Annotated in this window: 27 protein-coding genes; 11 read left to right on the forward strand and 16 right to left on the reverse strand. The window is 61.5% G+C overall.

Annotated features, from left to right (window positions below; all coding sequences use genetic code 11):
* Positions 1 to 3: 3 nt before the first annotated feature.
* Positions 4 to 813 (forward strand): SDR family oxidoreductase, encoded by an 810-nt coding sequence (locus ACQZ6J_RS16775; protein WP_449084894.1) that lies wholly within the window; start codon positions 4 to 6, stop codon positions 811 to 813.
* Between the two features lie 175 nt (positions 814 to 988).
* Here the strand turns inward: ACQZ6J_RS16775 and ACQZ6J_RS16780 are convergent, their stop codons facing one another.
* From ACQZ6J_RS16780 to ACQZ6J_RS16830, 11 genes are all read right to left on the reverse strand, one after another.
* Positions 989 to 2143: an alpha-D-ribose 1-methylphosphonate 5-triphosphate diphosphatase gene (locus ACQZ6J_RS16780; RefSeq protein ID WP_449084895.1), complete on the reverse strand. Its 1155-nt coding sequence runs from the start codon at positions 2141 to 2143 to the stop codon at positions 989 to 991.
* Entirely contained in the window at positions 2130 to 2876 is a 747-nt protein-coding gene (locus tag ACQZ6J_RS16785) for a phosphonate C-P lyase system protein PhnL (protein WP_449084896.1), read from the reverse strand. The genes ACQZ6J_RS16780 and ACQZ6J_RS16785 overlap by 14 nt, the downstream gene beginning before the upstream one ends.
* Positions 2877 to 2890: 14 nt before the next feature.
* A complete protein-coding gene (locus tag ACQZ6J_RS16790; protein ID WP_163985616.1) occupies positions 2891 to 3718 on the reverse strand; it encodes an ATP-binding cassette domain-containing protein in 828 nt (275 codons plus the stop codon).
* The gene (locus tag ACQZ6J_RS16795) at positions 3718 to 4629 is read right to left on the reverse strand and encodes an alpha-D-ribose 1-methylphosphonate 5-phosphate C-P-lyase PhnJ (protein WP_449084897.1); all 912 of its coding nucleotides are present in this window, start codon (positions 4627 to 4629) and stop codon (positions 3718 to 3720) included. Before ACQZ6J_RS16795 ends, ACQZ6J_RS16790 begins: the two co-directional genes overlap by 1 nt.
* The gene (locus tag ACQZ6J_RS16800; RefSeq protein ID WP_449084898.1) at positions 4626 to 5720 is read right to left on the reverse strand and encodes a carbon-phosphorus lyase complex subunit PhnI; all 1095 of its coding nucleotides are present in this window, start codon (positions 5718 to 5720) and stop codon (positions 4626 to 4628) included. The genes ACQZ6J_RS16795 and ACQZ6J_RS16800 overlap by 4 nt, the downstream gene beginning before the upstream one ends.
* The gene (phnH, locus tag ACQZ6J_RS16805) at positions 5720 to 6265 is read right to left on the reverse strand and encodes a phosphonate C-P lyase system protein PhnH (protein WP_449084899.1); all 546 of its coding nucleotides are present in this window, start codon (positions 6263 to 6265) and stop codon (positions 5720 to 5722) included. The genes ACQZ6J_RS16800 and phnH overlap by 1 nt, the downstream gene beginning before the upstream one ends.
* A gap of 2 nt (positions 6266 to 6267) precedes the next feature.
* Positions 6268 to 6726: a phosphonate C-P lyase system protein PhnG gene (locus ACQZ6J_RS16810; protein WP_163985739.1), complete on the reverse strand. Its 459-nt coding sequence runs from the start codon at positions 6724 to 6726 to the stop codon at positions 6268 to 6270.
* A 142-nt stretch (positions 6727 to 6868) separates the two neighbouring features.
* Positions 6869 to 7669, reverse strand: coding sequence for a PfkB family carbohydrate kinase (locus tag ACQZ6J_RS16815; RefSeq protein WP_204326280.1), 801 nt, complete (start codon positions 7667 to 7669; stop codon positions 6869 to 6871).
* A 7-nt stretch (positions 7670 to 7676) separates the two neighbouring features.
* Entirely contained in the window at positions 7677 to 8516 is an 840-nt protein-coding gene (locus ACQZ6J_RS16820; RefSeq protein ID WP_449084900.1) for a carbohydrate ABC transporter permease, read from the reverse strand.
* On the reverse strand, positions 8513 to 9397 hold the full coding sequence (locus tag ACQZ6J_RS16825) for a carbohydrate ABC transporter permease (RefSeq protein WP_449084901.1): 885 nt from the start codon (positions 9395 to 9397) through the stop codon (positions 8513 to 8515). Before ACQZ6J_RS16825 ends, ACQZ6J_RS16820 begins: the two co-directional genes overlap by 4 nt.
* Positions 9398 to 9407: 10 nt before the next feature.
* Complete coding sequence (locus ACQZ6J_RS16830; protein WP_449084902.1) at positions 9408 to 10655, reverse strand: extracellular solute-binding protein; 1248 nt, start codon at positions 10653 to 10655, stop codon at positions 9408 to 9410.
* Between the two features lie 223 nt (positions 10656 to 10878).
* Between ACQZ6J_RS16830 and phnF the strand changes: the two genes are divergently transcribed.
* From phnF to ACQZ6J_RS16845, 3 genes are all read left to right on the forward strand, one after another.
* Positions 10879 to 11637 (forward strand): phosphonate metabolism transcriptional regulator PhnF, encoded by a 759-nt coding sequence (phnF, locus tag ACQZ6J_RS16835; protein WP_449084903.1) that lies wholly within the window; start codon positions 10879 to 10881, stop codon positions 11635 to 11637.
* 98 nt (positions 11638 to 11735) lie between these two features.
* Entirely contained in the window at positions 11736 to 12575 is an 840-nt protein-coding gene (locus tag ACQZ6J_RS16840; protein WP_449084904.1) for a class I SAM-dependent methyltransferase, read from the forward strand.
* A gap of 102 nt (positions 12576 to 12677) precedes the next feature.
* Complete coding sequence (locus ACQZ6J_RS16845; RefSeq protein ID WP_449084905.1) at positions 12678 to 13844, forward strand: acyltransferase family protein; 1167 nt, start codon at positions 12678 to 12680, stop codon at positions 13842 to 13844.
* Between the two features lie 5 nt (positions 13845 to 13849).
* Here ACQZ6J_RS16845 and ACQZ6J_RS16850 read toward each other — a convergent pair whose 3' ends face one another.
* Positions 13850 to 15886 (reverse strand): FUSC family protein, encoded by a 2037-nt coding sequence (locus tag ACQZ6J_RS16850; protein WP_449084906.1) that lies wholly within the window; start codon positions 15884 to 15886, stop codon positions 13850 to 13852.
* A gap of 147 nt (positions 15887 to 16033) precedes the next feature.
* Here ACQZ6J_RS16850 and ACQZ6J_RS16855 point away from each other — a divergent pair, with 147 nt between their 5' ends.
* A complete protein-coding gene (locus ACQZ6J_RS16855; protein WP_449084907.1) occupies positions 16034 to 16936 on the forward strand; it encodes a LysR family transcriptional regulator in 903 nt (300 codons plus the stop codon).
* A 20-nt stretch (positions 16937 to 16956) separates the two neighbouring features.
* On the opposite strand, the gene ACQZ6J_RS16860 is transcribed toward ACQZ6J_RS16855, so the two are convergent.
* Complete coding sequence (locus ACQZ6J_RS16860; RefSeq protein WP_449084908.1) at positions 16957 to 17883, reverse strand: cation diffusion facilitator family transporter; 927 nt, start codon at positions 17881 to 17883, stop codon at positions 16957 to 16959.
* A gap of 138 nt (positions 17884 to 18021) precedes the next feature.
* Positions 18022 to 18903, reverse strand: a complete 882-nt coding sequence (locus tag ACQZ6J_RS16865) for an AraC family transcriptional regulator (RefSeq protein WP_449084909.1) — start codon at positions 18901 to 18903, stop codon at positions 18022 to 18024.
* A 123-nt stretch (positions 18904 to 19026) separates the two neighbouring features.
* Between ACQZ6J_RS16865 and ACQZ6J_RS16870 the strand changes: the two genes are divergently transcribed.
* The 3 genes from ACQZ6J_RS16870 to ACQZ6J_RS16880 all read left to right on the forward strand — a co-directional run bounded on the left by ACQZ6J_RS16870 (position 19027) and on the right by ACQZ6J_RS16880 (position 22574).
* Positions 19027 to 20259, forward strand: a complete 1233-nt coding sequence (locus ACQZ6J_RS16870; protein ID WP_449084910.1) for a cytochrome P450 — start codon at positions 19027 to 19029, stop codon at positions 20257 to 20259.
* 26 nt (positions 20260 to 20285) lie between these two features.
* Positions 20286 to 20615, forward strand: a complete 330-nt coding sequence (locus ACQZ6J_RS16875) for a 2Fe-2S iron-sulfur cluster-binding protein (RefSeq protein ID WP_449084911.1) — start codon at positions 20286 to 20288, stop codon at positions 20613 to 20615.
* A 294-nt stretch (positions 20616 to 20909) separates the two neighbouring features.
* Positions 20910 to 22574, forward strand: coding sequence for an ABC transporter ATP-binding protein (locus ACQZ6J_RS16880; protein ID WP_449084912.1), 1665 nt, complete (start codon positions 20910 to 20912; stop codon positions 22572 to 22574).
* Positions 22575 to 22578: 4 nt separating this feature from the next.
* Here ACQZ6J_RS16880 and ACQZ6J_RS16885 read toward each other — a convergent pair whose 3' ends face one another.
* Positions 22579 to 23634, reverse strand: a complete 1056-nt coding sequence (locus ACQZ6J_RS16885) for an isopenicillin N synthase family dioxygenase (RefSeq protein ID WP_449084913.1) — start codon at positions 23632 to 23634, stop codon at positions 22579 to 22581.
* A gap of 160 nt (positions 23635 to 23794) precedes the next feature.
* A complete protein-coding gene (locus ACQZ6J_RS16890) occupies positions 23795 to 24298 on the reverse strand; it encodes an NUDIX hydrolase (protein ID WP_449084914.1) in 504 nt (167 codons plus the stop codon).
* Between the two features lie 133 nt (positions 24299 to 24431).
* On the opposite strand from ACQZ6J_RS16890, the gene ACQZ6J_RS16895 reads away from it, so the two are divergent.
* From ACQZ6J_RS16895 to ACQZ6J_RS16905, 3 genes are read left to right on the forward strand one after another with little or no spacing between them, the layout of a single operon-like run.
* Positions 24432 to 24818 (forward strand): VOC family protein, encoded by a 387-nt coding sequence (locus tag ACQZ6J_RS16895; protein ID WP_449084915.1) that lies wholly within the window; start codon positions 24432 to 24434, stop codon positions 24816 to 24818.
* 38 nt (positions 24819 to 24856) lie between these two features.
* Positions 24857 to 25363, forward strand: a complete 507-nt coding sequence (locus ACQZ6J_RS16900) for a GNAT family N-acetyltransferase (RefSeq protein ID WP_449084916.1) — start codon at positions 24857 to 24859, stop codon at positions 25361 to 25363.
* Positions 25353 to 26234, forward strand: a complete 882-nt coding sequence (locus ACQZ6J_RS16905) for a phosphotransferase (protein WP_449084917.1) — start codon at positions 25353 to 25355, stop codon at positions 26232 to 26234. Before ACQZ6J_RS16900 ends, ACQZ6J_RS16905 begins: the two co-directional genes overlap by 11 nt.
* Positions 26235 to 26246 lie beyond the last annotated feature (12 nt).

The raw sequence follows: 26246 nt of genomic DNA on the forward strand, positions 1-26246 counted from the left end.
CCGATGAGCCGACTGGATGGAAAATTCGCCGTCGTGACCGGCGGTACGCAGGGACTGGGTGCGGAAGTCGCCCGCCTCTTTGCCGAACGCGGAGCGGCGGGCATGACGATCTGCGGCCGCAGCACGGCCAAGGGCGAAGCCAAGGCACGGGAGATCGGCGAACGCTACGGCATACCGGTTGCCTTCGTGACGGCCGATCTCGGCCGGGTCGAGGATTGCCGCAAGGTCATCGAAACGGCGGCTGAAAAATTCGGCCGTATCGATGCTTTGGTGAATGTCGCCGCCATTACCGATCGTGGCACCATTCTCGATACCGATCCGGATCTGTTCGACCGAATGTTCGCCGTCAATGTGCGCGCACCGTTCTTCCTGATGCAGGATGCGATCAAGAACATGATCGCCAACGGCATCGAAGGCACGATCGTCAACATCTCCTCGATGTCGTCGATGGCCGGTCAGCCCTTCATCAGCGCCTATTGTTCGTCCAAGGGCGCGCTCGATACGCTGACGCGAAATACGGCCTTCTCGCTGCTCCGGAACCGCATCAGGGTCAACGCCCTCAATATCGGCTGGATGTCGAGCGATGGCGAGGACCGCATTCAACGCGAATATCATGGCGCAGCGGAGGATTGGCTGGCGAAGGCGGCCGCTGAGCAACCTTTCGGCCGGCTCGTCGACCCCGCCGAGGTCGCACGCGCCGTCGCCTTCCTGTCGTCCGAGGAATCCGGGCTGATGACTGGGGCCACGATCAATTTCGATCAATCGATCTGGGGCGCCTACGAGGGAACGCCGCATCCGCAGCAGGCGATGTGAGGAAGGCAGTCAGGGGGAGGGAAATACATTCCCGCCGACGACCGTAGCCGCACACTCCTTCTCCCCGAGAGGAGAAGGGGTCATGCGGCAATGACTCTGCGTCATTGCCATACCCTTGGCTGACGATCAGGTGCTGTGCATGGAAGCAAAGTGCCAGCCGCCCCTGCCTTCCGGCTCAGAAGCCCTTGATCGAGCCGTCGGACCAGACCATCTTGCCGCCACGGATCGTGGTGCGCAGGCGCGGCACCCGGCCGCGCTCGGCGATCAGAAGATCGGCGCGCAGCCCTTTGGCGATCCGGCCACGGTCATGGAGGCCGAGCGCCTTTGCAGGATTGGCGCTTGCCAATGCGGTGGAGGCGGGAAGACCGCCGGTGCCGATTTCCGCAAGGGCGATGACAGCCGGAAGAATGGCCGATGGATGGTAATCGCTCGCAAGGATATCGAGCACGCCCGCCTCATAGGCTTCCCGCGCAGAAAGATTGCCGGAATAGGAAAGGCCCCGCAGCGCATTCGGCGCGCCCATCGCCGTTGCCAATCCCAATCGCTTGGCCTCGGCGGCGGCCGCGACATTGATCGGAAACTCGCTGATTGCCGCGCCCAGGCTATGCAGGAGCACCACCTTCTCGACGGTGTCGTCGTCATGCGAGGCCAGCACCACGTCATTCTCGCGGGCAAGTTCGGCCAGGCCGTTGATGATGTCCATGCTGTCGCCATGCTCGCTGCGTGCGGCCATGCGCTGCTTCACAAGCTCCGCTGCCTGAGACTCGCTGATCTTCTTTGCCTTTGCCGTGTTGGCGATATGCAGCTCGATATCCCGGTATTGTCCCTGGCCCGGCGTGTGGTCCATGAGCGAAATCAGGTGGAGCGCGCCGGCGTCGATCAGCGCCTTTGCCTCTTTCACGGCAGGCAGAAAAGTCACCTCGAACCGGCCATGGACGCGATGGTCGATCAGCAGTTCCTCCCGCATCGATGCAAGCGTTTCGATCATCGCACGGGTATGATCGATCGAGCGGACATGGCCGTAGGTGGCGGGCGTAAAGGCCACCGCCGCATAGGCCGTGGTTACGCCGCAGGCGGCAAGCTTCTTGTCGAGATCGTAGACGCCAAGCTCGATCGGCATACGGACATTGACCCGCGGCTCCACGTCCTTTTCGATCATGTCGCCATGCATATCGACGAAGCCGGGCAGCAGGAGCCGGCCGTGGCCATCTATGTCAGCCCCTTCGACGGGGCGTTCGCTGATGTCGGTGATCACTCCATCCGCGATCCTGACGGCGCCGCGCTCGATCACGCGGTCCTCCAGCACAATTTCAAAATTACTCAGCCACATCGTCTTGCTCGTCCTCGATCTTGATGGCTTCCAGATGAAGCTCCCGGTCGATCAATGCCTTTACATCCTCGGGGTGGTGAAAGACACCGATCATTGAAACGCCGGACGCCTTGAGCTGTGCCAATCTTTCGACCAGCGCCCGGCGGGCGGCATGATCGAGCGAGGCTGTCGGCTCGTCGAGCAGCAGAAGGCGCTGCGGCAGGATGAGGGCGCGGGCCAGATTGACCTTCTGCTGTTCGCCGCCGGAGAATGTCGACGGATAGGCCGACCAGAGCTGCTTTTTGACGCCGAAGGCATCGAGCCAGCGACGGGCTTCCGCCAGGGCGTCGGAATGCGACCTGCCGGCAAGCCTCAGCGGCTCGGCGACGATTTCTTCGGCCGCGACGCGCGGGCGCGCATTGAGGAACTGCGTGACGAAGCCGATTTCGCGGCGGCGCAGCACGGCGATATCGACATCGGCGGCCGTCGCCAGATCGATGACACCCTCCTGCGTGTGATAGTAGACGTGGCCGGCACGCGGCAGGTAGGAGCGGTAGAGCGTGCGCAGCAGCGTCGATTTGCCTGCGCCATTCTCGCCCTTCAGCAGGATGAATTCGCCCGCGTTCAGTTCGAAATCGATGTTTTCGAAGGCAAACAGCGTGCGCTTGAGGTGATGCATCTCAAACTGCTTCGAAAGGCCCTCGACGCGCAGCACCGGAGGCGGCGCCTGCCGGGCGGAAACTTGAATATTCATCTCTTGCGTTTCCCTCAAAGCTTGGCGTGAACGAGCTGCTGGGTGTAGGCGTGCTGCGGATCCTGGAAGATCTGGTCGGCAAGACCCTGTTCCACGACCCTGCCGCGCCGCATGACCATAACCCTGTCCGCCATCGTGCGGATGACGCCGAGATCGTGCGAGACCAGAACCATGGTGATGGAACGCTCGCGCTGCAGCCGCTTCAGCGTATCGAGAACCAGCGCCTGAACGCTAACGTCGAGGCCGGTGGTCGGCTCGTCGAGAAGCAGCACGGCGGGCTCCAGCGCAATCGCCTTGGCAAGCTGCACGCGCTGCTGCATGCCGCCGGAGAGCTCGTTCGGCCGGGCGTCCATGCGCTCGATCGGAAATTCCGATGCGTCGAGCGATTGGCGGGCCCGTTCGCGAAGCTCGGCGAAGTTGCGATTGCCGGCAATCAGCAGGCGTTCGGCGACATTGCCGCTGCTGGTGTGGTTCATCAAAAGGCCGAGATGTGGGTTCTGGTAGACGATGCCGATATGATGCGCGCGCAGCATCCGCCGCTCGAAGCGGTCGAGCGTGAAGAGGTTGCGGCCTTCATGCCCGGGAAGGGCAAGAGTATAGGTTCCCGTGTCCGGCGTATCCTCGAGATTCATCATTCTGAGAAGCGTCGACTTGCCGGAGCCGGATTCACCGACAATGCCGAGGACTTCGCCCGGATAAACAGTCACATCGACGCCGCCAAGGGCGGTGACGTCGCCATAGTTGCGCGCAATGTTACGCATCGTCAGGATGGGTTCAGCCAGCATCAGCCGCGGCGGCTGGCGGGTCAGCTCTGCCGATTGAATGGGATCGAGCGCGGCCATCAGTCCATCCTTCCATTGTTGTACCAGGTTTCGCCGATCTCGACCGTTTCGGCCTCCGACTTGCGGATGTGCTTCACGCCGAAATGGCTGTCGGACAGTTCGTATTGTGAGGAGCCGTCTTCCTGCGGAAGTTCGTTCATGAAGAAGCCGGTGACATCGCTGCGGTAGCAGGTCTTGTCCTGGTGATCCTCGACGCGGTAGGGCACGTCGTCGAAAACCAGCGGCTCGACACGCGTATAGGGCGGCACGGCAAAGATGCGCTTTTCGCGGCCGGCCGAGAGGATCGTCAGGTGGTCGGCCTGATTGAGCTTGGGGACATCCCAGCGAGGAATCGGCGAGGGTGTCATCACATGCCGGCCGTTGACCATGCTCGGATAGCTCGAACCCTGCATGATCCGTCCCGATTTGACGAGCTGTTCGTAAAGCACGAGCCAGAGCTGCCCGTAATCGGCATCGCCATGCATTTCGCGTGCGACCGACATATCCGGCTGGACGGGGCGCAATGGCTCGGGGTTCGGCACCTGCAGCACCAGAATCTGATCGTCGCGCAGTTTTTCCTCTGGAATGCGGTGACGGGACTGGATGATGGTCGCTGCCATCGTGTCTTCCGTTTCCACGGCCCCGCCGACGCGCGCCACGAACTTGCGGATGCTGCTGGCGTTGACCGAGTCGTCGGACCCCTGGTCGATGACCTTCACGACGGAGGTCGGTTTGAGCAGCGTCAGCGTCACCTGCAGTCCGCCTGTTCCCCAGCCACGCGCGATCGGCACTTCGCGGCTGGCGTAGGGCACCTGATAGCCGGGCACTGCGATCGCCTTCAGAATGCGGCGGCGCATTTCGCGCTTGGCGGATTCATCGAGGAAGCCGTAATTGAAGGCCATCCAGGGCTTGGTCAATTCCTGAAGTTTCATAGCGCGATCTCCTCCTGTTGCGAGGCAAACTTTTCTGCAACAGCCGGCTTTGCGGCGGCGGCGTCCTTGTCCGTCTTGACGCGGCGCAGCGCATCGAGAGTCGACTGGAACGTGACATAGTGCGGAAGCTTGAAGTGGATGCAGAAACCGGAGCTTTCGACCGGCTCGGTGTGATAGAGAACGAACTCCTCGTTGGAGGCCGGATGCGGATTGGGCTGGCTGGAGGCAAGATCGAGCGTTGCCGCCGCGATCACCTTCACCTCGTTCCAGCCGAAAGTCGCCGAGAAGCCCAGTTGCAGCTCCCTGGACTTCGAGATGACTTCGGTCTGGCTCACGCGGACGCGGCCGGCGCTGAAGATCGTACCCGATGGGTGGCGCAGGCGAACCGGGGCGTAGGCCAGACGCAGCTCGTTGACCGTCGGATGCACGGCGCTGTAGCCGCGCATCGTCGCATAGCCGAGTGCCAGCGTGCCGCCGGTGTCGGCACGCGCCAGGCTCTGCAGCTTGTGGGCACGAGTGGCTGGAAAGAGCAGGGGCTCGCGCGTCAGGTCCGGAATTTCATCGGGCGCGACCGTCTTGACCGGATGATCGGGAATGAGCCCGTGCGCCTTCTGCCAGCTGGTGAGCGACGGTTGGGTCGCCGGCGCCGGTTCGGCGGCCGGGATCACCGCTTCCGGCACGTAGTCCTCGCCCTGCAGCACCTCGACCTGAAGCAGACGATGGGAGTAATCCAGCGTTGGCCCCAATATCTGGCCGCCCGGAATATCCTTGAAGGCGGCCGAGATGCGGCGAACGGTGAAGAGATCCGGCTGGTCGACCGGCTCGGCGACGGCAATGCGCGGCTGCGTCGTCCGGTAGGCGCGCAGCAGCAGGATCGCTTCGTAGAGATCGCCGCCGGCCTGGGCGAGCGCCAAAGCCGCGAGATCGGGTTCATAAAGCGATGCTTCGCCCATCAGCCGGTCGATGAGATAGGGAAGGCCGGTCCGCACGGCCTCGACACGCTCGCGCGTGATCGGACCGAGATCGGCGCGGAAAAGCCGCTCCGCCTGGTCGATGGCGTATTCGCCGCCACGGGTTGCTACATAGGCCATCAGAGCACCTCGATTTTCGTGGAACGGGGAATGCCGAGCAGGCGTTTGCCGTCGACGAGATAGAGATCCCAGCCGAGCGGATAGCGGATCGCCTTTGCGCGCATCTGCCAGAAGCCGGGATCGACGCCGCCGATTTCGATCGTGAGGCTGTCCTTGATGCCGGGGCCGGAAAGACGCAGCCGTTGCCCGGAGCCGAAACGCGCGGGAGCGAACAGGGTCGCGGCATCGTCCGGATAGAGGAGGTTGCCGATCTGCAATGCCGACAAGGCTTCGACGTTCTCGGCGGAGCCGATGACGGAAAAGACGTAGCCCGCATGGGCAAGCGGCATTCGTCTTGCTCCGGTTGCGGTCATCCTCTGATCCAGCGAGGGATCGTTCGTCACATGGAAGCTGCATTCGCGATCGAGCAGGCTTTCGGCAATTGGCCAGAAGCCTTCGGCAGGCAGCTCACGCAGCTGGCCGGGGCGGCTCAGCGCCCACAGGAGTTCATCGAAGGTGGCGTTTGTACGGGTGTCGTCCACGGTGGGCAGGAGATTGTGCGCCATGGTCAGAATGTCTCCATCTGTACGCGGGTCGCCTCGACTTTCTGCAGCAGCAGCCGGTCTTCCTCCTTCTGGTGAAGCCGTTCGCTATCGAGGAGTGCAAGGATGAGATCGGCCTGATGGCCAGCGGTGATCGCCGCGTCGATGACAGCCATCGCCATGGCATGTTCGAGATCCCGGCCAACCACCGCGCCGTAGCCTTCCACGGCGCGATCCGGCACGCGGATATGCGCTTCGGACACCAGGACTTCGCCCAGATGAAAGGCGGTGCTGCGAACGGTATCGATGAGCGGCAGCATCGCGAGGCCGGTACGGTTCACGATAACGTCGACCTCGCCGAGCGTGTCGAGCACCTTTTCGGCGGATGCCTTTATGTTCGCCGGACGGGCGGCAGCGAGAATTTCCAGCGCCTGCGCATGATCGTAGGATGCGCTGACCGGATTGCCGGTCTTCTCCTCAGTCATCATCTTTTCCTTGGGCCTTAGGGTTCGTCTGGGATCGGCGAGGACTCGCCTGAATTATTCGAATGACTACTATAATCATTCGAATGAATTGTCCACGACGTTTTGGCTTGCCTAAGGAGATTTCTGAAGCGGCGCCGGCTCTTCAGTCGCCGCGCCGGCGTAGCCATTCCGCCGTGGTCCGGCTTGCCGCGCGCGCTGCCGCGGCTGGCGGCTGCCCTTCCAGCAAGGCAAGCAGAAAAGAGCCTGCAAACCGGTCGCCGGCGCCGATGGTGTTTGCCGTATCGACCTTTGCCGCCGGCTCGACTTCGATGGCCGCCGAGCCGTCGAACAGGGTGATCGGGCGGGTGCCATCGGTCAGCACGAGCATCTTCAGGCGCGAACCGGCGATCTCGCCGGCGCGCCGCCAGGCAAGGGTAAGATCGTCGGGAACGTCGTCGCGGGAGGAGATGACATAGTCGGCCGGACGCGGTGTCGCCGGCCGCAGCGGAAATTGCGAGAGGACGAGCGGCTGGAGGCTGATCTGATCGACAAGACTTGCAGCGAGGGCGAGGGCATTGATGTAGACGCCCGCGCCTGACAGATTTCCGGCGGCCGTGAGCGGTTGGGAACGGCCGCTCGGCCCTATGATCGTTCGTTCGCCGCTTGGCTCGAGGAATATTTCCAGCGGCGCCGTCTCTCCCGGGGCCATCGTTATGTAGTCCGTGTCGAAGCCGGATGCTCTGAGTGACTGGAGCGCCGCTTCTCCCTGCTCGTCCTGCATCAGCCGCGAGACGATGGCGACGTCGGCTCCCAATTCCAGAAGCTGTTGGCCGGTATAGAAGGCGCCGCCGCCGAGCCGGGTTGTGCGGGAGGAAAACTGCATTCGCCCGCCCGGAACCAGCGGTGCGTCCAGTTGCCATATGCGGTCGTGATTGACCGATCCGATAACAATTACACGGGGCATGCTTTGCCTATCTGTCGTCAATGCCGGGCGCCAGCGCATCTACGATGAAACGCTGCGCCAGCAGGAATATCAGAAGAACGGGCACGATCGACAGCAAACTCGTGGCCATGAGCGGCCCCCAGGCGCGGTCGGCGCCTTCAAGATCGGCAAAGGACGCGATACCGGTCGTCAGCGTCTTCTTGAAAGCGTCATCGAGCACGAGCTGGCCCCACAGATAGATGTTCCAGGCGCCCATGAAGGAAATGACCGAAAGGGCCGATATTGCCGGAATGACGTTCGGAACGCCGATCTCGATGAATTGCCGCCAGAGGCCGCTTCCGTCGATGCGGGCCGCCTCGAATATCGAAGCGGGCAGCGAGCGAAACGCCTGCCGCATGTAGAAGACGTAGAAGCCGATATAGGGGATCGATGGGACAATCATCGCGCCGTAGGTGTTGAAGGCCTGCAGCTTCACCACGGCGATATAGGTCGGGATGATCGCCAGCACGTTCGGAAAGGACATGGTGGCGATGACGAACCAGAACAGCGCTTGCCTCCCTTTAAACTCCAGCCGCCCGAAGGCAAAACCCGCGGGTACGGAAAGAACAAGCTTTCCGACGGTGATGAGGGTCGAAGTGAGCATGGAGTTCCACAGCCACATCCAGATCGGATGGCGGCTTGCGGCGGTGGTGAAATTCGACAGCGTCGGGTTTTCCGGCCAGAAGCGCAGAGCTTTCGCCATGATCATGTCATTGGGCGTAAAGGCCGCGGACACCATCCAGACCAGCGGAAACACGGTGACGATGCAGATTGCCAGAAGCGCGATATGAAGCAGCAACCTGTGAAGTCTATGGCCGATGCCGCTCATCTGTAGTGCACCCGCTTTTCGCTGACACGAAACTGCAGCCATGTGACGGCGAGCACAAGAACGATGATGATGACGGCGACGGCGCTGGCCGGCCCGAACTGGAAGAACAGCAGGCCCTGTTGCCACAGGAAATACAGCAGGCTCGAGCTTCTGCCCGCCGGTCCGCCATGGGTGAGCACGTCGATGATGCCGACGATGTCGTCAAGCACATGGAAGAAGGTCGTGACGCTGATGAAGAAGGCGGTCGGCGTCATCAGCGGCAGGCTGATGTTGAAGAAATGCCGCGTCGAGCCGGCGCCATCGAGCTGCGATGCCTCGCGTAGTTGATGCGGCAGGTTTGCCAGCGCCGCCAGCCATAGGAGCATGTTGAGGCCGAAGGTCTTCCAGAAGGTCACGAGGCTGACGCAGAGAAGCGCAAGATTAGGATCCGTATGCCAGCGCGACGGCGGAAAGCCGAAATGGCCGAGGACCTCGTTGAACAGGCCATTGACCGGGTTGAACAGCCAGGACCAGGCAACGCCCGCGACCGAATAGGCAACGATCGTCGGCAGGAACAGGCTGCCGCGATAAAGCCCCTGCAGCGGATTCTTGCGCACCGAATGCAGCATCACGGCAAAGATCAACGGAATGACGATCTCGGCCGGGATGAGCACGATGCAGTAGAGCAGCGTGTTCCACGCGGCCATGCGAAAATCGGGGTTGTCGAAAATGGAGGCGTAGTTGTCGACGCCGACGAAGCGAATGTCTGCCGACAGCAGGTTCCAGTCGACCACCGACAGCAACATCGAAGCAATCAGCGGGCCGTAGAGGAATATCGCCACGGAAAGAACGGCCGGCCCCACGAACAGGTATGGGGCCAGCGGTCTGAAACGGAATGGCATGATGCTGCGCCTATGCCTGGATCAGTCCTGCCAGCTCGTCGTGAGCGCCCTTGATGCCATCGGCAACGGTCGTTTCCTTGAGCAGCATGCGCGAAACCCACTTGCGCCACACGGCCTGGCCTTCGAGGCCGCGCTTGCCGGGCCAGATCGTCTCGGCGGTCAGGCCATCCGTCAGCTGTGCGGCCGCGGGCTTCATGTATTCGTTGATCAGCGGAATGTCGTGCACCGACGTATTGAGGTAGCCGGTCTGCGACCAGAGCGCCTGACCTTCCTTCGAGGCGCAGAATTCGAGGAAGGCAAGCGAGGCTTCCGCCTGTTCCTTGTTGTGCGTGTAGACGGCGAGGAAGTTGCCGCCGCTGTTCATCTTGCGCGCGTGACCGCCGAGCCCGGGGAACTTGGTCGTAACGGCTTTGGCCGCGCCGAAGGGGAAGGTGACGGCGGCCGTCGAGCTGGTCGTGCAGATGGCGAGAGCGCCGGACTGGAATGCGGCGGTCTGTTCCTTGTCGCTGACGGGCAGCCACAGGCCCTCGTGCGCGGGGGCGCAATATTCGCTCATGCCGGCGATCGCTTCCGGGCTGTTCAGAGCCAGCTTGCCGTCCGGATCGATGATGAAGCCGCCTGCATTCTGGATGAAGGACTGGCTCGTCCATTCGTTGTTGGAGAGCGACAGCGGCGAGCGGTAGGTCGGGTGCTTGCCCTTGAGCGCGGCATCGAGCTTGCGCGCGTTCTCGTAAAGCCATGTCGTATCCGGCGTTTCCGGCAGGTTCGGGTCGAGGCCGGCCGCCTTCCAGATCTCGCTGTTGATGTAGGTGATCGGCGTGGACATGGCCCAGGGGAGGCCGATGACCGCGCCGTCGATGGTGACCAGCGGCAGCACGGACGAGCGGAAATTGGCGAGAATTGCCTCCGCCTTTGCGGCATCGATCTCGCGCAGATCGCGGGCGGCAAGCGTGCGCTTGGCGAAATAACCGAACTTCCAGCCGGTGACCATCATGGCCGGCGGACGGCCTGCGGCAATGCTGGCGACAGCCTTGGCGGTCACGGCTTCATAATCGCCGTCGAAACGGTTTGTCACCGTTACGCCGAGCTGCTTTGCGTTGAAGGCATCGACAACCTTCTGGAACGGTTTGTCAGCGCCCCAGGTGCTCGAGATCTCGATAGCCGCGTCGGCGGACCGGGCCTTACCGGCCATGGCGATCGATGTGCCGATGACTGCGGTCGTGCCCGCGATAAATTGACGACGATTAAGCCCTACCATCTTTATCCCCAATATCCGAATGAATAATAAAACATCCGAATATTTATCTAGCGATGGCAAATGACACCCATATGAACAGGGCCGTGGCTAAATGCGAGGAGTTTAATGATGAAATTGACTTTAGCGGCCGTTTGTTGGATCTCGATGGCAGGGTGGAGATTGAAAAGCGATGCTGTAGCCGATATATGACATTCGAATGACATGATGATTTCGGAAGGCAGGCATGGAGAAAAAGTCGCTGCACGGGCAATGGCAACAGGTCGAGAGTGATATTGCCGAGGATATTCTGACCGGCCGCCTGTCGCCCAAGGCGCAGCTTCCGACTGAAACCGACCTGATGGAACGTTTCGGCGTCGGGCGTCACACCATCCGGCGTGCCATCTCCCGTCTCGAAAGTCGCGGCCTCGTGCTGGTCGAGCAAGGGCGCGGAACCTTTGTCCGGGACAGCCGCCTCGATTACCGCTTGTCGGAGCGCACGCGCTTTTCGCAGAACCTTCTCGATCAGGGCAGGGAGCCGCTCGGGCAGGCGATCCAGGAAGAGGTGGTTCCGGCCTCCGAGGCGATCGCGGAGGCGCTGCGGCTTCCCTATGGCGAGCCTGTCTACCACATCGTCAGGCGGGGTTTCGCCGACGAGGAACCGATCAACTATTCACACGCCTATTATCCTGTTCGCCGCTTTCCGGGGTTCGACGAGGCGCGGCGCAGCGGTCGAAGCGTGACCGTCATTCTGGCCGAATACGGCATACCCGACTATATCCGCCTGCGCACCGACATCATCGTCCGTCTGCCGACGAGCGAGGAGGCGAAGCAGCTCAGCCAGTCCATGTCCCAGCCGGTGGTGGCGCTGAGGAAGGTGGACGTCGATCTCAAGGGCACGCCGATCTCCTATTCCGAGTCGGTCTGGCCGGGCGAGCGCGTCCAGTTCTCGATCGACAATACCAGCCAGCTTCTGGACGTGCTTGCGCGCGGCGAAGCGGGCTGACGGATCGGCCCGGTGCGATGCGCTCCCGGAGATGCAATGACGCACCGGCTGCCATGTGCTAAAATGAAAAGCTGTCAAGCACGTGGCGGGTGATGGCGATGTTGGAGACGGACAGGGTATTCGCGGGCTCGATTCCGGAAAACTACGACCGCTACATGGTGCCGTTGATTTTCGAGCCGTTTGCCGCCGATCTTGTGCGGCGGGCGGCATTACTGGCGCCAGGGGCCGTCCTGGAAATTGCCGCGGGCACCGGGGCCGTCACCCGAGTGTTGGCGCCCAGGCTAGCCGCCAATGCAAGCTATGTCGTCACCGACCTCAACCAACCTATGCTCGATTATGCCGCCGCTCGGCAGGCCCCGGATAACCGCATAACGTGGCGGCAGGCGGATGCCCTGGCGCTTCCATTTGAAAATGCGGCCTTCGATCTCGTTTGTTGCCAGTTCGGCGCGATGTTCTTTCCGGATCGCCTGTCGGCCTATCGCGAAGCAAGGCGAGTCCTGAGGCCGGGAGGATGGTTTCTGTTCAACGTATGGGATCGCATCGAGGAAAACATCTTCGCGGATGACGTCACGAACGCTCTCGCCAGGATTTTTCCGGATGATCCACCGCGCTTTCTGGCGCGGACGCCGCATGGCTATCACGACAAGGAACTGATCCGCATCGAGCTGGAGAGCGCCGGTTTCTCTGATGTGGTGATCGAAACGAAAGCCGAGCGGAGCCGCGCCTCCTCGCCACGCCTCCCAGCCATTGCTTATTGCCAGGGAACTCTTCTTCGCAACGAAATCGAGGCGAGAGAAGCGGGAAGGCTGGAAGCCGCAACCGACTATGCTGCATCCGCGATCGCCGACAGGCACGGCAGCGGCGAGGTTTCCGCCAAAATTCAGGCGCACGTCATCCTGGCGACCGCTCAAGCATCCGCAGGCTTAACTCAAGACTAACCATGATTTGAAGCGGCACCGGTGCCTTATGCGCGCGGCGACGAGTTGTTAGAGCGTTCGGTATATCAAGGAGATCCAAGAAAAATTCTGCTGGGATTTCTGGTGAGGTTTTATAGGGACATAGTTGAGGGCCGCAAGGCGGGCAGCGATGCCGGCAATTCACCTCACATGCTCTTGAACCTCCAGGTGCTGCGTGCGCTGGCAGCTTTGTCCGTTGTCGTCGCGCATGCCTTGCACGAAACCGAGACGCTGGCCGGAGCGACGGGGCGGGCGGCGGTCGATGGTTCCGCATGGAATCTCGGTTTCGGCGTCGACATATTCTTCGTCCTCTCCGGCTTCATCATGACCCACACGGCGGCATCGGAGTTCGGCAGGAGCGGCGCTCCGCGACGCTTCTTCCTGCGGCGCTGTGCACGCGTAATCCCGCTCTATTGGTTGCTGACGAGCGTCATGCTGCTTGGCGCGCTCGTGGCGCCCTCGCTGCTCACGGTCCCGATCGGCTCGGTGTCCCATGTTCTGGCATCCTATTTCTTCATCCCGTCCGGACGCGGCGTCGACGAGATCAGGCCGGTGCTCGCGCTTGGCTGGACCCTGAACTACGAGATGCTGTTCTATGTGTTCTTCGCAGCCGCGCTCCTGCTGCCGATAAGGCTGGGCGTGGTATGGCTGTCGGTGCTCATGGTCGGCATGGCGCTCGTCGGGAATCTCGTCGATCCAAATCATGTCCAGATCGCTTTCTGGACAAGCCCCATCATCCTGGAGTTCCTGTTCGGCGTCTATGTCGCCCTGATTTTCCGCAGCGGCGTGAGGATCGGCGGCGGAGCGGCGCTCGTGTTGATGGCCGTCGGCTTTCTTGGCTTCATACGCATCTCCGCGCCCTGGGACGATGCGGCCTTGCCGCAATTCCTGCGGAGCGGCCTGCCCGCGGCTTTACTCGTTCTGGCGGCTGCAATCGGTCCTGTCTTGCCGCAAAAGCGGCTCGTTTTTTGGGGCGTTGCGCTCGGAGATGCCTCCTATAGCCTCTATCTCGCCCATCCCTTTATTCTAAGGCCAATGCGCGCGATCTGGGTGAAACTTGTCGGCGGGGCTCTTCCTCTCGGCCTGTTTGTCGTCGTCGCGACGCTTGGTGCCGCCGTATTTGCCCTGGCGCTTTTCAAAGGTGTCGAAAAACCGCTGACGAGCCGCGTTCAACGCATCGTGCTTGGCTCGGCACAGCGGAAGCGGGCCAAGACCGATCCCCTCCCGACGGCCGACACCGAGAGCGCATGACGTTTTCAGGCGGCTCGTTTCCCGCTCAGAAAATCGGCATGGTTTGATGCGGCCGAGGCGACGGCATCCAGCTGTGTCGCCGCGCGGATGAGGGTGTGGCGTGCCGGGGCTTCGGGTTTGTCGATCCAATAGGAAAGATGGTTGGCGGCGTCGCGCGAAACTTTTGCGAGGGCCGCCGGATCGCCGCGACCGAGCCGGCGCAGCACGGCATTCAGCGGTTTGGAGAGGCGAGGGTGCTCTCTTGCCAGTCCGGCCAGCGTGATCGCCGCCTCGCCGATCGTGAGCGCGGCGAGCATTCCCCGCAGGTCTCCTTCGGCCTGCTTCTCCGGAACGCCGACATTTGTCGCGGCTTGCCCGCTTAGTCGGTCGACCGTCCTGCTGAGCCAATGCTCCCTTGTCCAGCGATAAGGCGTCTGGCCGATGTCCGCCAGGTCATGCCGCGTTGCGCGCTGCAGGCGCCGCCTCTTTGCCGGCAGATTGGATGGAAACAGCAGCGTGAAGACGAGAACGCCTGCTCCGACGCCGAGCAGCAGCGCCAACGCGCCGTTGAGAAAGGATGCCGCATCGGCTCGGCTGGTGTTGTCAGGCCCGACCAGATCCAGGAACAGAAAGGCAAAGCTCGTCGCCAGAGCGGCGGTGCGAGCGTTTCGCATGGCGAGGCCCGTTGCAAACATGATGATGCCGATGACGACGGCCAGCTCTGTAAAGTCCGACAGCATCGGCAGGATGGCGAAATTGCAAAGGGCGGCGGCCAGCACCGCGACCAGCCCGCCTTTCAGGAAGCCCATCCCGCCGGCCACCGGGTTGGGCCGGGTCGCAAACAGGGCGCAGATAACGCCGAGGATAACGATGAAGCTTGGGCCGGACGGCCAGACGGTTGCGATCCAGAACCACGATCCGATGACGATGGCGACAAAGGTGCGAATGCCGTTGTGAAGGGCGAGGAGATGATCGACGTGAAAGGAGAGCTTGAGCCGAGAGGATGGCGCCTTCTCGTTCGAAAACAGAGCCTGACGCACAAGTGCATCATGCGCCCCCTCCAGCAGCCTGTCGAGGTGAGCCAGGATCGGCAGCCGGGGCGGAATCCCGTCGTCGGAGCTGCGGGCCGCTTCGGAGAGAGCGGCCCGGACCTCCGCCCGCAACGCGGCAACGGTATTCGGATCGATCTTCGGCGCGGAGCCGATCGCGTCGAGCAGGCCTGCTGTTTTCCCGACGAGTGGATCATCGAGATCCGGTCGCGCTGCGAGATGTTCGCGCAGAGACTGCGCGACGGCCAATTGAGTGAGCATTGCGACGGTGGCGCCGCGCAAATGACCGAACCGATTGCGTACGGAACTGGAGCTGGCTGCCGCATATTCCGCGGCGGCGTCCAGTTCGAGCGCGCCGGTCAGAAGTCGCTGGAAGCCGGCAGTGTTGGCCTGGCCGCGCAACGCCCGGGCGCAAAGATCGGCGACCTGACGAAGATATGTCGCCAGACGGCCCTGGGTCTCCTGCAGCGGTGCGCCGGGAGCGAAAATGGTGGTGAAGACCGCTTCCGTCATGATCCCGAGGCCGATGTAGATCACGCGCGCGATTGCAATGTCGAAGACCTCCGGCGGCGAACTGATGGAATCGAAGGCGATGATTGCCGCCGTATAGCCGGCAAGCACCGCGCCATAGGCGCGAAAGTTGCGCAAGCCCGTGGCAAGCGCCGTGCAAAGCCCGAGCCATAGGGCGAGCGACAGAACGAACAGCTCCGGGACCTGCGCGAAAAGTGCGACCATCGTGACTGCGGCGACGGCCCCGATGACCGTGCCCAGGATTCTGTACTGGCCTTTCGAGAGCGACATGCCGCGGCTTGACTGGGCTACGATCCAGACCGTCATCGGCGCCCATTTCGGATCATCCAGATTGAGCAGGAAGGCGATGTAGAGTGCCACCAGTGATGCGGCCGTCGTGCGCAGCGCGAAACCGACCGCTGGCCACGTCAGCGATTGCGGAAGCGCAAACCCGCGCGCCATGGAGCCGAATAGTTTTGCCGAGTTGAAAGATGCCGCCGTCATGGGCGCACTGATAAAACTATGGGCGGGAAAAGATAATAGCGTATTTTTGAGACATATTATTGCTGAAAATGGTAGAATATGGTCGAGGCAGTGGCGAAGGATCCAACGCAGGCGCGGGCAAGCATTATCCCGCTGAAACGGCAGAGTATGATCACGGATCTCGAGAGCATTCAGACTTTCCTCCGCGTCGTGGAGCGCGGCAGCTTCACGGCCGCTGCGACGCAACTGCGGCTGCCTTTGACCAGTGTGAGCCGGCGCGTAAAGCAGCTCGAGGACGATCTCGGCGTTCAATTGTTTTATCGCACGACGAGACGTGTGTGGGTCACCGACGCCGGGCGCGACTATTACGAGCGATGCATTCGGGCTGAAGAGATCCTGGAGGAGGCTGACCAGACCGCGCGCGCGGTGCGCATAGAGCCGCAGGGGATGCTGCGTGTCCTCATGCCCTACACTCTTGGCCTGAGTGTCGTGGAGCCCAGGCTGGGCGAGTTTCGCCAGCGCTATCAGAAAGTGCAGCTTGCGCTTACCTACGATAACTACCCCCTCGATCTGATCGAGCATGGCTTCGATGTCGCGCTCAGGACCAGCTCCCTTTCGGATTCCGGCTATTCCGCACGCACGCTTGGAAGGTCTCGCGCTCATCTTGCCGCAAGCCCCGCCTATCTCGACAGGTTCGGCCGTCCCCAACGCCCGCAGGATTTGAGGGAACATGCCGTCATGATCATGGGGGCAGCAACCCAGCTGGCGACGCTTCGGCTGCAGGAGCTATCAGGCGATGTGGCCGAGGTTGTCGTCAAGCCGATCCTGATGTCCAACGAGGCGACGACCATCATCCGGCAGGCCGCCGCCGGTGCGGGCATAGCGTTGATATCGCCTCAGCTTGCTCCGCAGCATTTTGCGCGCGGCGAGCTCGAAGTCGTTCTTCCGCAATGGCAGCGTGCCGATGATATCGAGCTCAACGCGCTTTTTCCGAGGCGGGCCACCTCGGATCGCAAGGTGCGCAGCTTCGTCGATTTTCTCGCCGAGGTATTCCAGGATTGGCGGATATAGAGGCCTGCCTGCGCAGCCGCTCAATCGGCCCATTCGGGATCGGTCGTGAAGGCGATCGTCAGCCAGCGGTCGGGACCTTCGTCGCCGATCGCCTCGCCGATCTCGTCGCGGATGCGGTCCCATTCCTCAAGCTTCTTCGCCGGTCCGTCCGGCGGCACGATGAAGTAGAGTTCGATCTGTTTGCCGCGGCCGACGCGTGCGACATAGGAGCGGTAGGATTGAAAATCGTGGCGCCGAACGATGTCGGTCGCCACGCGATCGACGTGTTCTCTCAGATCCGAAGGGGTCACGAGGAGGATATCGGCAAAAGCCTGCTTGATCGTTCCGATCGGCATGGGAATGACGATGAGGCAGACCAGAGCGAGCGCAACCGGGTCGACATAAGGCGACATCCATTGCAGGCTCGTTCCCTGGATGAAGAAGCCGAAGATGAAGGCAAGCAGCAGCGCGCCGCTCAGGCTGCCCGTCATGATCCAGGCCTTGACGTCCAGCGCGATGAAATTGGATCTGAGCGTCTCGTTCGCCCGCCTGCCATAGGCGGCCATCAGGAGGGCAATGAGCATGGTCAGCACCGCGTAGATGATGGCCTGGTCGAAGGAAAGATGCCGGCCGCCGGCCATGATGCTGCCAATCGCGTTGATCAAGGCATAAACCGCGGCTCCCGTCAGAAGGACGCCGTTGAGGCCGAGTACCATGGGTTCGAGGTGCCAGAAGCCCATGGTGAAATGCTTGGCGAACCTGCCGCCAGCCGCCGTGTTCGTTGCAGAAGACACGATGAGGTTGGAGACGATCAGCGCAACGATCGTCATGCTCGCATCCGTCAGCGCATAGACGCCGTCGAAGACGATCGCGTAGGAGCCGGAGAGAAGACCGAAGACAATACCGGCCACCGCCAGAACGAACGTCACGATAATGGAAACGCGCAGGACGCTTTGTTCGGTTGTCATTTTTCAATCCCCGGTGGAGGCGCGGCATGCGCGTCCGGTAGCTTCATATCCAGGCCGGAGTCTTATCGTGTCGCATGGCCGGAGCCAATCGGGGCAAGTCTTCTTCTTCGTGGGATCACGAACAGGCTGTTTGATCCGTCAGGCACCGCTTGGTCTGGCGCTCTGTCCCTGCCGCCTGAATTCGCTCGGTGTGACGCCGACCAGCTTCTTGAAGTCGCGGGCAAAATGGAAGGGGTCCGGGTAGCCGCATCTGGCGGCGATGCCGCCGATCTGCGCATCCGTCACGACCAGCAGCGACTTTGCGGCATTTATGCGCTCGTGGCGCAGCCAATCGACGGGGGTCGTTCCCATCCGTTGCCGGAAGCGGCGGAAGAACTGCGCCGGGCTGAGATTGGCGGCGGTGGCGAATTCGCCGATGGTCCAGGGATGGGTCAAGTCGGCGCGGACCATCTCCATCACGCGCTGCAGGCGCTGCACGGCGCCGCCGAGGTCGCCGCCGTCCGCGCGCTCCGATACCAGCGAGGAAATCAGCTGAGCAAGCAAGGCGAAACAGCGGCTGTCGGCGAGGAAGCCATTTCCCTCCACTTCGTCGAGAATTCCGGCAAACAGCGCCTCCATATTGCGCGGGTTCGTCATCTCGAAGACCGGGTTCGCCATCACGTCGAGGCTGTCGAACAGGGTGTCGAGCCCATGTCCGACGAATCCCAGCCACAGATAGGACCAGTGCGAATGGCGCGACTCGCAGCGGTGAGAATACAGCATCGAGGAATCCAGCCAGGCGATCGTTCCCTCCTGCAGGAAGCTCGAAAGGCCGTTGACCTCGAGCAGGCCTTTTCCGTTGAGCGTGAGGATCAGCGTATGCTGGTTGAACCGTTGGGCGATCGGCATCTCGTTGGGCATGGAGACCCGGCGACCGGCGGCAAGAAGCGCGTAGGGAAAGGCGCGCGATAGCCTGCCCGGCGTCTGGAAGAAGACTTCGTCCAGGGGAGACGCGGCTTCTGGGGTTGTTTCGTCGGTCATCGCGAGGCGCCCTTATCCGGGGATGAGAGTTTTATCCATATAGCTGCGGTTTGCATCCATGTCTTTCTGCCGTTCCGTCATTTATTCTGTCAGGGATCAACCAGAATGGAGGAGGTCCCGATCGTGACGACGGCAACCCCAGCATTTGACCCGCTCTCGCAAGCGTTTGCAGACGATCCCTATGCTTCCTACCGGGAGCTGCGCGCCACCGCCGGCCCGGTCTACTACGAGCAATTCGACGTGTGGCTGCTGTCGCGCTACCAGGATGTCGCCGCCGCGGCTGCCGACAAGACGCTTGTGCGCTCCCTGGAGTTCTTTCTCTCTCCCGAGGAGATAGAGGAGCAGAAGGTTCGCCAGAACTGGCACGACATGCCGAACCATTCCCGCTTCGTGCAGTTCAGCCTGCTCGATTCCGATGGGGAAACCCATGACCGGCTGCGCCGCAAGGTGTTCCGTGAATTTACCCCGGCACTCGTGGCGCGCCAGCGCGGAATGATACAGGATTTCGTCGATCGCCTGCTCGACCGCCTGCTTCAGGCGGGCAAGATCGATTTCGTCGAGGATCTCGCCTCGCAGGTTCCGGGCCACATCATCGGCTCGGTTCTGGGCGTGCCGGCGGAATATGCTGGACAGCTGCGCAAGTGGTCGGAAGAGGTCGTGCAATATTTCGACGTCGACCGTAGCGCCGAACGCAAGGCGATCGCCGAACGCGCGACGACGGAATTCTACGAACTGCTCAAGGAGCTCATCGCCGATCGCGTGCGCAATCCGCGCGAGGATCTTCTCTGTCGGCTGACAGAGGCGCATGTCGCCGGCGAGCTGACGGAGGACGAGCTGGTTTCCACCTGCATGCTGATCCTGATGGCGGGACACGGCTCGACGATCGATGTGCTGGGCAGCGGGATGCATGCCCTCCTGCAGTATCCGGATGCCTTGGCCAAGCTCAGGCAGACGCCGGCCGTGATGCCGGCCGCCATTCAGGAAATGTTCCGCTTCGAGTCGCCGCTGCCGTTCTTCCATCGTTATCTGACGGAGGAAAAGACGATTGCCGGCATGCGTCTGCCGAGGGGCACGAAGGTCGGCTTGCTCTATGGCGCGGCCAATCGCGATCCCGAGCAGTTCGAAGCACCCGATCGGTTCAATGTCGAGCGCACGCCCAATCGCCATCTGGCCTTCGGCGGCGGCGCCCATTTCTGTCTTGGCAACCATCTGGCCCGGCTGGACATGGAGATCATTTTCTCGACGCTCTTGCAGCGCACCCGCTTCATCGAGCTGCTGGAGGAAAGCCCCACCTACAAGCGCGGGCTATCGGTGCGCGGCCCGAAGCGTCTCGACATCAGCCTCATTGCCGCTTGAGGCGGACCGATAAAAGCAGGGAGAATATGAGTACAATGTGTGAAATCGTGTTTATCGATTCCGCCGGGCGCGAAACCCGTGTGCATGCGCAGGATGGCGAGACGCTGATGGCGGTCGCCGTCAGGAGCGGCATCGATGGTATCGTGGCGCAGTGTGGTGGCGCCTTGGCCTGCGGCACCTGTCATTGCTATATCGAGCAACCCCATCTCGATCTCCTGCCACCTCCTTCGGAGGAAGAAGCGACGATGATCGAATTCGTCATGGAGCCGGCTGCCAATAGCCGTCTGAGCTGTCAGATCCTTGCAAGCCAGGTTATCGACGGCATGCGCGTCGTCGTGCCCGGCAGCCAGCATTAACGCATCCGAATCCGCGGCGAGCCGGAGATTTGCTCGCCCGGTCTCCATTGCGATTGCCGCGCGACGTCATGTCGTCACGAAAAGCCGCTCCGACCCTCGGAGCGGCTTTTCGCGCTCTTGACGAACGCCGGACTCAAGGCACCTGATATATCATTTCATGAGTATTGCAGTATAGATTTTTAGCGCTTATAGGTTGCGCCCCGCGATTCCGAATAATCTCCAGTTCCCGCCAGTTCTCCGCACCCTATGCCGGTGCCGGTCGGGGCTTGTGGCTTCACAGATCAGGTTGTTTCGATGGCTGAGAAAACCAGCATCCTTGAGCCCATCAATGAAATCCTGCGCGCCTATTGGAAATCCGATCGCAGGATGCTTTTCGTTTGCGTCAGTGTCGTATTTCTCTCCAGCATCAGCAGTGTCGCCGCACCCTATGTCTTTTCCCGAATTATCGATCGCTTGCCCCACGACGGCGCCGTCAAGGGAGTGGTGCTGGGCCTGTTGACCTATGCAGTCCTATTGGGTGCGGCGTCCGCACTCCAGCATATGGCGCAATATCTTTCGCTCATGAGTTCGCAGAATCTCGGCTTCATCACGAGAACGCGCTTCTTTGCCCGCATTCTGACGAAGACTTCGGCCTTCTTCGTCGAGTATAATCCGAGCGAGATCCAGACCGCGAGCGCAGGCGGCAGCGGTGCGCTGGCGATGCTCATACAGCTTGGCCTCGCCGTGCTCATTCCCGGCGTCACCCAGATCCTGCTCACGCTTCTGACGCTCGGTGCGCTCATCAACATCGAAGTAACCCTGATCGTCGTGCTCTATGGAGCGGCGACGATCGCGCTGACCGTGATTTCCGTCCGCCGCGCGCGCGTTTTCCTGGACAAGGCGATCAGTGCCGGCCAGGAAAACGCACGTTTCGTCGGAAATGCCATGAATGCCATGGAAACGCTGCGCCACTTCGGCAGTCATGACTGGATGAAGCGGCGCTTCACCATCAAGGCGGCGGAGGTGCGTGACGCATGGCGGGGTTACGTCTTGCAACGCGTTGGCTATATTGCTGTGCTGGGACTGGGGCTTTCGGTTCAGTTTGCCGTGACCTTCCTGTTGTTGCTGCCGCGCTACAATGCCGGCGAGGTGACGGTCGGCGATATCGTTCTGTTCAATACCTTGTTGCTTCAGCTCAACATGCCCTTCGATATGATTGCCCACGCGATCGACGATCTGGCTCGTTCCCGCGCAACGCTCGCACCGCTGGCACGGATGTGGCAAGCGCCGGAAGAGCGCCAGATTTCTCAATCGACATCGCTGGCGATTGAGAAAGGCCGGCTGGTATTGGAGCGTGTCAGCCATGCTTACGACAATGGTCGTGGCGTGGCGGATGTCAGTTTCGAAGCGGAGCGCGGGGGTATCACGTTTCTGGTCGGCGAAACCGGTTCGGGCAAGTCGACGATCTTCAAGCTGATGCTGAAATCGATGGAACCGGATTCCGGACATATCTCCATCGACGGTATCGATCTTGCGTCGATCGACCGTGCCGATTGGTATTCGGCCGTCGCCGTCGTGCCGCAGGACGCCATTCTGCTGAACGAGAGCCTTGCGGAGAACATTCTGCTGGGTCGGCCGAGAGATGAAGGACGGTTACGGCTTGCTACCGAGAAGGCAGCGATTCTTCCCTTTATCGATGCCTTGCCCGAGGGGTTGGAAACGACGGTTGGCGAGCGCGGCTTGAAGCTTTCCGGCGGCGAGCGCCAGCGCATTGCGATTGCTCGTGCCCTCTACGGCAACCCCGCCATCCTCTTTCTCGACGAGGCGAGTTCGGCTCTCGATGAAGCGACGGAGCGTGACATCATGGAGCACATTCGCAGGCTTGCCCGCGATGTCACCGTCCTTGCGATCACTCACAGGCGTTCGGTGATCACCGGGGCCGACAAGGTGGTGGATATGAACCACCTTGTCGGGGCCTAGGCCGTCAGCCAGCCGCCGCTGCTTGTTCCGATGTCAGGAGATCCGCATAGTGGGCGCGGGCGACATCCGGGTGCGACCGCAACCGGCTCTTGAGCTGGTTCTGGCCGACGTCGCGGAAGATCGGATTGAGCGGATCGACCGAGATGCCGCGCTCGGCGCGCTTCAGATCATCCGGCAGTTCGATGACGGGAATCGTGGCGTCCGGCCGGGAGCCCAGGAAGAAGGCAACGGAAAACCGCTCGACACCGGCAGGCGGCGCGATGACATCATGAACGTCGGCGCGCACGAAGCCGTTTGTCGCAAGCTCGAGCAATTCCCCGGTGTTGATGATGAAGGTGCCGGGAACCGGCGGCGCGGCGATCCAGACGCCATCTTCCGTGCGCACGCGCAGGCCGGGTGTCGTATCCTGCAGCAGCACGGTGACGAAGCCGCCGTCCTTGTGGGCGCCGACACCCTGGTCCGTTTCGGCGACGTCGCGACCCGGATAGCGGATGATCTTGAGAAGCTGCGAGGCTTGCGGCTCGTATATGTCGGCAAAGACGTTTTCATCCTGGCCGAGCGCCGCGGCGATCGCCTTCAGAACGTCGATGCCGATGCGCGTCACCTCTGCTTGATAAGCAAGCAGCAGCGGCTTGAGTTCGGGCAATGCTTCCGGCCACTGGTTCGGCCCCTGTAGCCGCCGCCAGGCCGGTGTGTCCGGGCCGATCTCGAAAGGTGCGCTTTCGGTGTTGATGTCGAGCTGCTCGCGCCAATCCTGCTCGCCGCGGGTACGCTCCTGTCCGGCGCGGTTGTAGCCACGAAAATGCGGCGACTTCACCATCTCGATCTTGAGCTTCTCTTCCATCGGCAAGGCGAAAAAGCGCTTCGCCGTCGCGACGACGCCCCTGATCAGTTCAGGATCGACACCGTGGCCCGTCAGATAGAAGAAACCATGATCGTACAGCACCGTACGAAGTTCTGCGACGAATGCCTGGCGTTCTGCGGTTGAGGCGTAGAATCGGGAGATATCGAGCGTCGGCAATGATGTTTCGATGCCCGACGGCGAGGTGTGAGGGGTCAACGGGGTTTCCTCTTTCAAGCTAGTCTTGTTATCGAGGCAGATGCGAGCTGCCAATCGTGGATTGAGGCACGCTAGAATCCATCCGCCCCAAAGGCAAAGAAGATAATCTTAAAGAATTCCGATCTTTGGAACGGTTTTTGCTGTGCCCGGTCTGTCGCGCTCAGACCACGTCCCGACGCACGAAATGCCGAATTCCCTCGGGCCCGGCCTCGACCAGATCGCGTAAGGTCGGCGGCACCAACTCGAACCGGTCGAGCGCAGCCCGTGTGGCGGGTGCCCAGCGAAATTCGAGGTCCGCATTGCCGTCCTTCACCCGATGCACGATTTCCGTTTCGTGAAACGGGAGCGGCTGCGACAGCTCCGCCTCATAGTAGAAGCCGACTTCGTGAACGCGTCGGCCGGAAAGTTCGAAGAAGTTTTCGATGATGAAGCGCAAGGGGCCGACAGCCGCCTTGCAGCCGATTTCCTCCTCGATCGCGCGGGCCAGCGTTTCGGCGCCGGCCTCGTGAAACTCCACCCGGCCGCCGGGCAGAGACCAGAACGTCTCTCCGACCGCGCGATGAATGAGGATATGATCGCTGGAGCGGATCAAGGCGCCCGCCCGCAATTGAAAGCGGGATTCTGCCGAGTCGATGACAATCATGGTGCGCGCGGTTTCCGTCACGGATTGACCCTCCGGTTGCGCGATACGATGAAGATCATCTTTCCTGTATCGCTTCTGGTGTTGAGGTGTATCGAAGTCGTTTATAGGTTGTTTCTCTCCCGGTTCATCCTCCCCATTGGACGAGATTTTGGTGATGCGCTTCGTCAATCCCATTCCTTTCGTGACCGACATTGCCCGCTCGAAGGCATTTTACGGCGAGCTGCTTGGCCTCGGGATTGTGCACGACTTCGGCAACTTCGTGCTCTTCGACACCGGCTTTGCGATTCACGACGGCAAATCGCTGGAACGAACGATCTGGAAGAAAAGCGATGAGACATCAGAGCCGTATGGCCGCGGAAACATTCTTCTCTATTTCGAACATGGAGACGTGGATGCAGCGTTCGAGGCGATCGCGCCGCATGTGGACCTCATTCATCCCGTCGAAAGACAGGAATGGGGGCAGCGCGTGTTCCGCTTCTATGATCCCGACGGCCATGCGGTAGAAATCGGCGAGTCTCAGCTGGACTTGGCGGCCGACTGACGCTTTTGCTCTTCGGCTTGAAACGGGGGAGAATGAGGATGCGGTTCGGACAGGATCTCCAATTCGAAGAGATTGCCGTCGATCTTCCGTACGATTTCGAGATGCTGCGCCACGATGCCGCCCGCGAGGGCAAGCGGTTTGTCGAGAGGTTGCATGCCGAATGGGAGAGTGGCAGGCAGCGGTTTACCGGAGTGCATGAGGCCCTTGTCGCGGCCCGGGTGAATGGCGATCTTGCCGGGATCGGCGGACTGACGGTCGATCCCGACATGACGTCCGCCATGCGCATGCGCCGCTTCTACATTCGTCCATCCCACCGGCGCCATGGCATCGGTCGTCAACTGACGATGACGCTCCTGAGCCGGTCGATTGCGAATGGAACAATCGTGACAGTCAATACGGACGATGCCGGCGCGGCCTTATTCTGGGAGACATTGGGCTTTCAGTTCGATCCGAAAGCTGGCCACACCCACCGGCTTCGATGGCAAGGACGGAAGGCTGTCAGCCTCCTGCAACAACAGACGGCTGATCGGCTCGATGATGCTTGATGATATCGTTTTGGAAGACTCCGCGATCCGGCGCCTGCTTTCGCAGGTGACGCCGCAATGGGCCGATCTTCCCATTCGCCGCCTTGTCTCTTCGGGCACGGACAACGCCATCTATCGATTGGGAGAGGAACTGCTGCTGCGTCTTCCCCGCCGCGAGACCGCGGCCAATCTGATTTCCAAGGAGCTCGATTGGCTGCCTCGCTTTGCAGAGCTGCCGCTCGAAGTGCCGCGACTGCGTTTTCGTGGGAGCTTCGATTTTGGCTTGAAAGGCGATTTCGGCATTTTCGACTGGATGGAAGGCGATATTGCCTCGCCGCGAAATATTGCCGATCCGCTTGCGGCAGCGCTTGCGCTGGCGAACTTCCTGAACGGCCTGCATCTCGTGGAGACGGAGGGCGCGCCGCTGGCGGGAGAAAGCAACCATCGTCGGGGCGTGACGCTGGAAGCCCTGTCGTCGGTCACGCTTCCCGCCATCGACATTCTTGCGGATGAAATCGATGCGGATGCAGCGATCAGGCTTTGGAAGCGGGCCTGCGCCACCGTTCACCGCGGCCCGCCGGTCTGGCTACACGGCGATATCAAGGCGGATAATCTGATCGCCAGAGGTGGGCTGCTGACCGGGGTCATCGACTGGGGTCTTTGTGCCGTCGGCGATCCGGCTGCCGACTATGCCGCCGCGTGGACCTGGGTCGACCCTTCCGCTCGTGAGGCATTTCGCGATGCTTGCGGTGTTGGCGATGCCGATTGGCTTCGCGCGGAAGGATGGGCACTCTATGCCGCCGTCATTGCCTTGAGCTACTATCGGGGTGGGAAAAACGAGGCGCTCTGCGAACAATCGCGCCTCACCCTGGCTCGTCTCGGCATGCGATAGCAGGTCGATCTG

The organism is Rhizobium sp. A37_96 (assembly GCF_053521765.1).

Coding starts and splice junctions, on each gene's coding strand:
- ACQZ6J_RS16775 (WP_449084894.1), top strand. CDS start 4: ATGAGCCGACTGGATGGAAAATTCGCCGTCGTGACCGGCGGTACGCAG.
- ACQZ6J_RS16780 (WP_449084895.1), bottom strand. CDS start 2,143: ATGTGGCTGAGTAATTTTGAAATTGTGCTGGAGGACCGCGTGATCGAG.
- ACQZ6J_RS16785 (WP_449084896.1), bottom strand. CDS start 2,876: ATGAATATTCAAGTTTCCGCCCGGCAGGCGCCGCCTCCGGTGCTGCGC.
- ACQZ6J_RS16790 (WP_163985616.1), bottom strand. CDS start 3,718: ATGGCCGCGCTCGATCCCATTCAATCGGCAGAGCTGACCCGCCAGCCG.
- ACQZ6J_RS16795 (WP_449084897.1), bottom strand. CDS start 4,629: ATGAAACTTCAGGAATTGACCAAGCCCTGGATGGCCTTCAATTACGGC.
- ACQZ6J_RS16800 (WP_449084898.1), bottom strand. CDS start 5,720: ATGGCCTATGTAGCAACCCGTGGCGGCGAATACGCCATCGACCAGGCG.
- phnH (WP_449084899.1), bottom strand. CDS start 6,265: ATGGCGCACAATCTCCTGCCCACCGTGGACGACACCCGTACAAACGCC.
- ACQZ6J_RS16810 (WP_163985739.1), bottom strand. CDS start 6,726: ATGACTGAGGAGAAGACCGGCAATCCGGTCAGCGCATCCTACGATCAT.
- ACQZ6J_RS16815 (WP_204326280.1), bottom strand. CDS start 7,669: ATGCCCCGTGTAATTGTTATCGGATCGGTCAATCACGACCGCATATGG.
- ACQZ6J_RS16820 (WP_449084900.1), bottom strand. CDS start 8,516: ATGAGCGGCATCGGCCATAGACTTCACAGGTTGCTGCTTCATATCGCG.
- ACQZ6J_RS16825 (WP_449084901.1), bottom strand. CDS start 9,397: ATGCCATTCCGTTTCAGACCGCTGGCCCCATACCTGTTCGTGGGGCCG.
- ACQZ6J_RS16830 (WP_449084902.1), bottom strand. CDS start 10,655: ATGGTAGGGCTTAATCGTCGTCAATTTATCGCGGGCACGACCGCAGTC.
- phnF (WP_449084903.1), top strand. CDS start 10,879: ATGGAGAAAAAGTCGCTGCACGGGCAATGGCAACAGGTCGAGAGTGAT.
- ACQZ6J_RS16840 (WP_449084904.1), top strand. CDS start 11,736: ATGTTGGAGACGGACAGGGTATTCGCGGGCTCGATTCCGGAAAACTAC.
- ACQZ6J_RS16850 (WP_449084906.1), bottom strand. CDS start 15,886: ATGACGGCGGCATCTTTCAACTCGGCAAAACTATTCGGCTCCATGGCG.
- ACQZ6J_RS16855 (WP_449084907.1), top strand. CDS start 16,034: ATGATCACGGATCTCGAGAGCATTCAGACTTTCCTCCGCGTCGTGGAG.
- ACQZ6J_RS16860 (WP_449084908.1), bottom strand. CDS start 17,883: ATGACAACCGAACAAAGCGTCCTGCGCGTTTCCATTATCGTGACGTTC.
- ACQZ6J_RS16865 (WP_449084909.1), bottom strand. CDS start 18,903: ATGACCGACGAAACAACCCCAGAAGCCGCGTCTCCCCTGGACGAAGTC.
- ACQZ6J_RS16875 (WP_449084911.1), top strand. CDS start 20,286: ATGAGTACAATGTGTGAAATCGTGTTTATCGATTCCGCCGGGCGCGAA.
- ACQZ6J_RS16880 (WP_449084912.1), top strand. CDS start 20,910: ATGGCTGAGAAAACCAGCATCCTTGAGCCCATCAATGAAATCCTGCGC.
- ACQZ6J_RS16895 (WP_449084915.1), top strand. CDS start 24,432: ATGCGCTTCGTCAATCCCATTCCTTTCGTGACCGACATTGCCCGCTCG.
- ACQZ6J_RS16900 (WP_449084916.1), top strand. CDS start 24,857: ATGCGGTTCGGACAGGATCTCCAATTCGAAGAGATTGCCGTCGATCTT.
- ACQZ6J_RS16905 (WP_449084917.1), top strand. CDS start 25,353: ATGATGCTTGATGATATCGTTTTGGAAGACTCCGCGATCCGGCGCCTG.